The sequence below is a fragment of the bacterium genome, assembly GCA_030693325.1.
GTDB lineage: Bacteria > Patescibacteriota > Minisyncoccia > UBA6257 > MFKM01 > MFKM01.
On the sequence record JAUYAV010000023.1, the window covers coordinates 1 to 6781 of the forward strand.

Genomic DNA, 6781 nt, shown 5'->3' on the forward strand with positions numbered 1-6781 from the left:
GGTTTAAAAATTCCTCAAAATAGATTATTATTAGAATTATGAGTTCCAATCCGCTTTTTGCTCAATGGACACGACGGCTTTTTTGGCTGGCGGTTATTGTTTTAATTCTTATTTTAATCGGCAGCGGTTTTTTTATTTATCAGTATTTTCAAAGCCGCGGCTTGTCTTTGAACATTGAAGCCCAAACCGAAGTGAATATCGGCGTTCCTTTTAATTTGACCGTCAATTTCAGCAATCAATCCCGAAGTGTTTTAAATAACGCCAAACTGAATCTTAATTTGCCCGACGGGGTGGTGATTTTGGGCGCGGCCGAGGAGCAAAGGATTATATCCAAAGACCTTGGCGATATCGGCATTGGCAGTTTATCGTCGCAATCGTTCCAATTACTGGTGGTTAAAGACAGCAACACCTTAAAGCGGTTGACGGCCTCAATTTCTTACGGCACTTCGGGCATCGGCCAGGCGCGTTTTGAACAGCACCGGGATTTTGATTTGGCGGTAAAAGAACCCGGTGTTTCTCTGAATTTGACGCCACCAATCCAGATTTTAAGCGGCGGCAAGTTTGATATAAATATTGATTATCAGAATATTTCGCAGGAAAATTTTTCGGGCTTGGAAATCCAGGTTGATTATCCAGCCAGTTTCTCTTTTGTGTCCGCCGATATCAAGCCCGACGGAAACAATAATATTTGGAAATTAAAAGATCTAGCTCCGAATTCAAAAGGCAGTATCGTTATCAGCGGACAGTTGATCGGCCCGGCGAATTCCTTCTTTAATTTTGACGTCAAACTCAGCCAGAATATTTTCGGCCATCAATATGTGATTAATGAAAAATCCGCCAGTTTGACGATTCTGTCTTCGCCTTTGGAATTAATTTTTTCTTTGAATAATCAGGAAAATTATATCAGCCAGCTCGGCGATCAATTGAATTACACTCTTTCTTATCAAAATAACAGCGGCGTCGGCTTGGCCGATGCGGTTATAAAAGCGAAATTGGTCGGGGATTTGTTTAATTTCAGCACTTTAAAAACCAATGCCAATTTTAATTCCATCACCAACACTTTAACCTGGAATGCCAGCAATCTGACCGGGCTTAAGGTTCTGCCGGTAGGCGATAGCGGCTCGGTAAGTTTTCAGATTAACGTCAAAAATCAGTTTCCAATCAGACGATTGAGCGACAAAAATTATTCTTTAAAAGTGGAAGCCGAAATTGATTCGCCAACCGTTTCTCCTGATTTGGCCGTGGCTCAAACTACCGGCTTGGCTAATTTAGAAACCAAAGTCGCCGGCGCGATTGGAATTCAAGCCAAGGCCTATTTCCGGGACGCCGCCTCGGGTTTGTTAAATAGCGGTCCCTGGCCGCCCAAAGTGAATCAAGCGACCCGATACACTATTCATTGGTTAATCACCAATTACGCCACTGATGTCAGCAAAGTTGAAGTCCGCGCTTTTTTGGAATCCGGGGTCAGGTTTACCGGCCAGGTCAAAGGCAACACCGATTCCTTGCCGACTTATAACGACCGCACGCAAGAAGTAGTTTGGACAATTAACAAAATTTCCGCCACTAAAGGCGTCATTAGCCAGCCCCTAGAAGCGATTTTTCAAATAGAAGCCGTTCCTAATATCAACCAAGTTCAAAATTATCAGCCGTTAATACAAGAAACCAGCATTACCGCTTCCGATGATTTTACCGGAAAGACGCTCCAGAGTCAGGCGGCGGCAATCACCACGGCCTTGCCTGATGATTTGACGGTCAGTCAGATAAAAGGAACGGTCAGCCAATAATTTAAATTAATTATGGAAAATCTTTTGGATAAAATTATTTCACTTTGCAAACGCCGGGGTTTTATTTTTCCCGGTTCGGAAATTTACGGCGGTTTGGCTAATAGCTGGGATTACGGACCTTTAGGAGTTGAACTAAAAAACAACATCAAACAGCTTTGGTGGAAAAAATTCGTCCAAAGCCGGGATGACATGGTCGGCATTGATGCGGCTTTGATTATGAATCCGAAAGTTTGGGAGGTGAGCGGACATTTGAAAAATTTTACCGATGCTTTGGTTGAGTGTAAAAAATGCCATACCCGTTTTCGCGCCGATGAATCCGAAAAATGTCCGAATTGCGGCAATAAAGAGTTAGTGGCGCCCAAACAATTCAATTTAATGTTTAAAACATTCATCGGTCCGGCCGAAGAAACTTCAAACGTGGCTTATTTCCGTCCGGAAACCGCTCAGGGAATGTTTGTTGATTTTGAAAATGTTTTAGACACTACCCGCAGACAAATTCCTTTCGGCATCGCTCAAATCGGCAAAGCGTTTAGAAATGAAATCACGCCCGGCAATTTTATTTTCCGCACCCGCGAATTTGAACAGATGGAAATTGAGTATTTTATCAGAGAAGCGGACTGGGAAAAATATTTTGAATATTGGCGCAAGGAGATGATTGATTGGATTAAGGAACTGGGAGCGGATATTAAAAAAATCCACGAGGTGGAAATCCCCGAAGGCGAGCGGGCGCACTATTCCAAAAAAACCATTGATTTTGAATACGAATTTCCTTTCGGCCAGAAAGAACTTTACGGCTTAGCTTACCGGACGGATTTTGACCTGAAAAATCACGAAAAGTTTTCCGGGAAAAACCTAAAATACAAAGACCCGGACAGCGGCGAAGAATTTTGGCCGCACGTAATTGAGCCGACTTGGGGGGTAGATCGTTCAGTGTTACTAGTTTTATTGGAATCTTATTTTAAAGAAGGAAAGCGGGTCGTTCTCAAGCTTCCTTTCAAACTGGCGCCTTATAAAGCCGCGGTTTTCCCGCTTTTGGCGAACAAGCCGGAATTGGTGAAACTGGCCCGGAAAATTTATGATGATTTGAGAAAAGATTTTATGGTCGCTTTTGACGGCCGTGGCAATATCGGCAAGCGCTATTTTTCGCAGGACGAAATCGGCACGCCGTTTTGTATTACAGTTGATTTTGACAGTTTAGAGAAAGGAGATGTCACTGTCCGCGACCGCGACACAATGAAACAGGAAAGAGTCAAAATTGAGAACCTGAAAGAAATCTTGGAAAAAGAACTTAAAAAATAAGTTGTATGACAAAATGATGTTTAATCCAAAAATAGAAAGAATCAAAAAATTAGCAGAACTTTTCCCTAGGGTTATATCGGAGTTAGAAAATATTTTTGGCAAATCCGCGAATATTTATATTGATTGGCAAAATGTTATTCATTGGCAAGAAAAATTAGGATGGCATTTTAATATCAGAAGAATGAAACAGTTTTTTTGATTCTTTTAGCGCAATTCAATCGGTAAAAATTTATACGGGTACTCTTGATGGCGATGCAAAATCAGAGGGACAAATTAAAGAATTTATTTGTTGGCCGAGAGAAATTCCGCAAAATATAAAAAGCAAGATAGGCGTCTTGTAAAACGCCAAAGGGATTCCTTGCGGAACCCCTAAGCTACGAATTAATGATCTTTCGATCATTTATATGATACCGTTGGCAGCAAGCTATGTCAATAACTAATCTGTTAATAACTTTTATAGTGAACTATTGGTCTAAAAAGCTGAAAAATAGAGCCCCAAAGTAGAGCAAATTAGGAAAAGATCAAAAAAATAATTGAGGAACAATTTTATGCTTAAAATAAATTGGTTTACTAAAATATTAATGCGTTTTGCTCCTAAAACTTTTCTGTTCCACGCAGCTAAGAAACAAGGAATTGAACCTCAAAAAATTGATTACGCAATGAAACTTTTTGGAGAAAATAGCAGAGTGGATATTCATCCTTTGACTAGCCGGAGCGGTAGAGGGTTTATTGTTGTTTTGGATAATAAGTTATCTTTGTATTTTTACCAAGATGGAGACCACTTTTACTATGATGGTTGCGAGATGGGAGAATACGAAAAAGGAGACGTAACTATTTTTGATAAGATTCAAGAATAAAATATAGTTGGCAAAAACATTCTAATATTCTGGAGAATGTCGGAATGTTAAAAATTAGCCAATATTTCGACAATCTCAGAGCAGGCAGAAAATCAGGATTTAAGTTATAATCAACTCAAATGACTCAAGATTTCAAAAAAATAGTTTTAGATAACGGATTGCGGATAATTTTGGCGCCGCAAGCCCAAAGTTTGGCAACAACGGTTTTAATTTTGGTTGAAGCCGGCTCCAAATATGAAACTAAAGAAATAAACGGCCTCTCTCATTTTTTGGAGCATATGTGTTTTAAGGGCACCAAAAAACGGCCGACCAGCATTGAAATCAGTTCTGAATTAGACGGCCTCGGCGCGGTTTATAACGCTTTTACCGATATGGAATTCACCGGTTATTTCGCCAAAGCCCGACCCGATCATTTTGAGGCCATTTTAGATGTAATTTCCGACATGTATCTTAACCAGATTTTTGACCTTAAAGAAATTGAAAAAGAAAGGGGAGTTATTATTGAAGAATTAAATATGTATGAGGATTTGCCAATGAGGCGGGTGCAAGAATCGTTTACGAATCTGCTTTACGGCGACCAGCCGGCCGGCTGGGATATCGGCGGCAAAAAGGAAGTGATTAAAAAATTAACCCGTGATGACTTTATTAAATACCGTAATGAACATTATTTAGGCCAGGCATCTTTGGTCGTGGTGGCGGGGCGATTTGACGAGGAAGAAGCGGTTGAAAAAATTAAAACTGTTTTTGCCGATATAAAAACAGGCAAAAAAACCCCGAAAATAAAAACCATTGAGCAACAGGACAAGCCGAGAATTTTATTAAAAACAAAAAAAACCGACCAGACCCATTTGGTTTTAGGGGTTCGGGCTTTTGATCTTTTTGACGAACGTAAATATGCTTTAGAAGTTTTGGCTGATATTTTAGGCGGCGGTTTGAGCTCGCGGCTGTTTCAGAAAATCAGGGGAGAAATGGGGGCGGCTTATTATGTCAATGCTGGCGCCGGTCTTTATACCGACCACGGTTATTTAGCGGCTTCAGCCGGCGTTGACCACGCCAAAATTAACGAGGTTATTGAAGCAATACTTGAAGAATTTAAAAAATTAGCCACCGAACCCATAGGCGAAAAAGAACTTGAACGGGCCAAAAATCATTTAATCGGCCATTTAATTATGGGGCTTGAAACCTCCGACCAGTTAGCCGGTTTTTACGGCATTGAGGAAATTATCGCCAGAAAAATTATCACTCCGCAGGAGCTGATTAAAAAAATTCAGGAAGTCAAAAGCGGGGAAATCAGAGAAATTGCCAAGGATATTTTCCAGGACTCAAAACTCAATCTGGCGCTTATCGGTCCTTTCGAAGAGCCGGCTCGGTTTGAAAAGATTCTGTCTTTGAAGTAGAATTTAATTAATGGAACAGCGATATTTTGAAATTACATGGGCCAGTCTTTGGCGGATTTTGGCGTTCGTTTTGGCCTTGATTATCCTATACTTTATCAGGGAAATTGTGATTCTTTTGGCTTTAGCTATCGTCATTTCCGCGATTTGCCGGCCCTTTGTTGATTATCTTTCCGAAAAGAAAGTCGCCCGTTTTCTGGGGACGTCTTTTGTTTTTCTTTCAGTTTTAGTTATTTTAGGATTATTTCTTTGGTTGGTCGTTCCTCTTGTTATTTATCAGTTCGGTAATTTCATTACTAATTTCAATGAAACGATTTCCAAAATCGGCAGTTCTAATATTTTAGGGGAATTAATCCAGCAATTCATCATTAATCTTAAAGCGGCTTTTGATGTTTTGGCTAATGGCGTCTCTACCATCTTTAATTTAATTTTTTCAATTTTTGGCGGCATATTCATGGCCATCACTTGTTTGGTCTTAGCTTTTTATCTGACTGTTGAAGAAAAAGGAATAGAAAATTTTTTCCGGAGCATCCTCCCGGAAAGTTACGAAGACCGGATAATATCCATTCTTAATAAATCTACCGCCAGAATCGGTCGGTGGTTCCAGGGGAGAATAATTTTGTCAATTATAATCGGCTTGCTTACTTGGTTGGGCTTGTATTTATTGGGAGTAAAATACAGCGGCACTTTGGCTTTATTGACAGCGGTTTTAGACATTATTCCTTTAGTCGGGCCTATTTTTGCCGGATTAATCGTTTTTCTGGCGGCTTTGACAAATTCGTGGCTACTCGCGATCTGGGCCGTTTTGTTTTTCTTCATAATTCAACACCTGGAAGGCATGCTGCTTGCTCCTTTAATCATGAAAAAAATGGCTGATTTGCCTCCTTTAGTAGTTTTATTAGCCGTATTAATCGGGACGCAAATCGCCGGTTTAATCGGGTTTCTTTTGGCTATCCCGGCGGCTATTTTTTTCCAGGAAATATTTGAGCAAAGCGTGAGAAAGAAAAAGCAGACTTAGAAGATGAAAAAAACTTTTTATATTTCCACGGCTTTGCCTTATGTTAATTCCGCGCCTCATTTGGGGTTCGCTTTGGAGGCGATTCAAGCCGATGTCATCGCCCGTTATCATCGTCTTTTGAAAAATGATGTTTTCTTTTTAACAGGGACAGATGAGCACGGCGTAAAAGTGGCGAAAGCCGCGAAAGAAGCGGGGAAAACCCCGGAAGAATTTACTGACGAAATCTCCGGTAAATACAAGGCCTTGAAAGAAGTATTGAATTTGTCAACCGACGATTCTATCAGAACTACTGACCAAAAAAGGCATTGGCCGGCAGTCAAAAAGGCCTGGCTGAAATTCAAAGAAAATAAAGATGTTTATCTGAAAAAATATGAAGGACTTTATTGCCCAGGGTGCGAGGCCTTTATCACTAAAAAAGATTTAGTAAAC

General features: G+C 40.4%; 7 protein-coding genes. All 7 read left to right on the top strand.

Going from position 1 to position 6781, the window contains the following annotated elements; genetic code table 11:
* The first annotated feature begins 38 nt into the window (after positions 1-38).
* Positions 39-1784, top strand: a complete 1746-nt coding sequence (locus Q8N22_03455; GenBank protein MDP3052973.1) for a hypothetical protein — start codon at positions 39-41, stop codon at positions 1782-1784.
* Between the two features lie 12 nt (positions 1785-1796).
* The gene (locus Q8N22_03460) at positions 1797-3083 is read left to right on the top strand and encodes a glycine--tRNA ligase (GenBank protein MDP3052974.1); all 1287 of its coding nucleotides are present in this window, start codon (positions 1797-1799) and stop codon (positions 3081-3083) included.
* A 13-nt stretch (positions 3084-3096) separates the two neighbouring features.
* Complete coding sequence (locus Q8N22_03465; protein MDP3052975.1) at positions 3097-3282, top strand: hypothetical protein; 186 nt, start codon at positions 3097-3099, stop codon at positions 3280-3282.
* A 349-nt stretch (positions 3283-3631) separates the two neighbouring features.
* Positions 3632-3940 carry a hypothetical protein gene (locus Q8N22_03470; protein ID MDP3052976.1) on the top strand — a complete coding sequence of 103 codons (309 nt, stop codon included), beginning with the start codon at positions 3632-3634 and terminating at the stop codon, positions 3938-3940.
* A 119-nt stretch (positions 3941-4059) separates the two neighbouring features.
* Positions 4060-5337: a pitrilysin family protein gene (locus Q8N22_03475; GenBank protein MDP3052977.1), complete on the top strand. Its 1278-nt coding sequence runs from the start codon at positions 4060-4062 to the stop codon at positions 5335-5337.
* A 10-nt stretch (positions 5338-5347) separates the two neighbouring features.
* On the top strand, positions 5348-6352 hold the full coding sequence (locus Q8N22_03480) for an AI-2E family transporter (GenBank protein MDP3052978.1): 1005 nt from the start codon (positions 5348-5350) through the stop codon (positions 6350-6352).
* A 3-nt stretch (positions 6353-6355) separates the two neighbouring features.
* On the top strand, positions 6356-6781 hold a 426-nt coding region (locus Q8N22_03485; GenBank protein MDP3052979.1), incomplete at its 3' end, for a class I tRNA ligase family protein.

What these genes read in the sequence shown, in the direction of transcription:
- Q8N22_03460 (MDP3052974.1), top strand. Translation starts at nt 1,797, where the DNA reads ATGGAAAATCTTTTGGATAAAATTATTTCACTTTGCAAACGCCGGGGT.
- Q8N22_03480 (MDP3052978.1), top strand. Translation starts at nt 5,348, where the DNA reads ATGGAACAGCGATATTTTGAAATTACATGGGCCAGTCTTTGGCGGATT.
- Q8N22_03455 (MDP3052973.1), top strand. Translation starts at nt 39, where the DNA reads ATGAGTTCCAATCCGCTTTTTGCTCAATGGACACGACGGCTTTTTTGG.
- Q8N22_03475 (MDP3052977.1), top strand. Translation starts at nt 4,060, where the DNA reads ATGACTCAAGATTTCAAAAAAATAGTTTTAGATAACGGATTGCGGATA.
- Q8N22_03465 (MDP3052975.1), top strand. Translation starts at nt 3,097, where the DNA reads ATGATGTTTAATCCAAAAATAGAAAGAATCAAAAAATTAGCAGAACTT.
- Q8N22_03470 (MDP3052976.1), top strand. Translation starts at nt 3,632, where the DNA reads ATGCTTAAAATAAATTGGTTTACTAAAATATTAATGCGTTTTGCTCCT.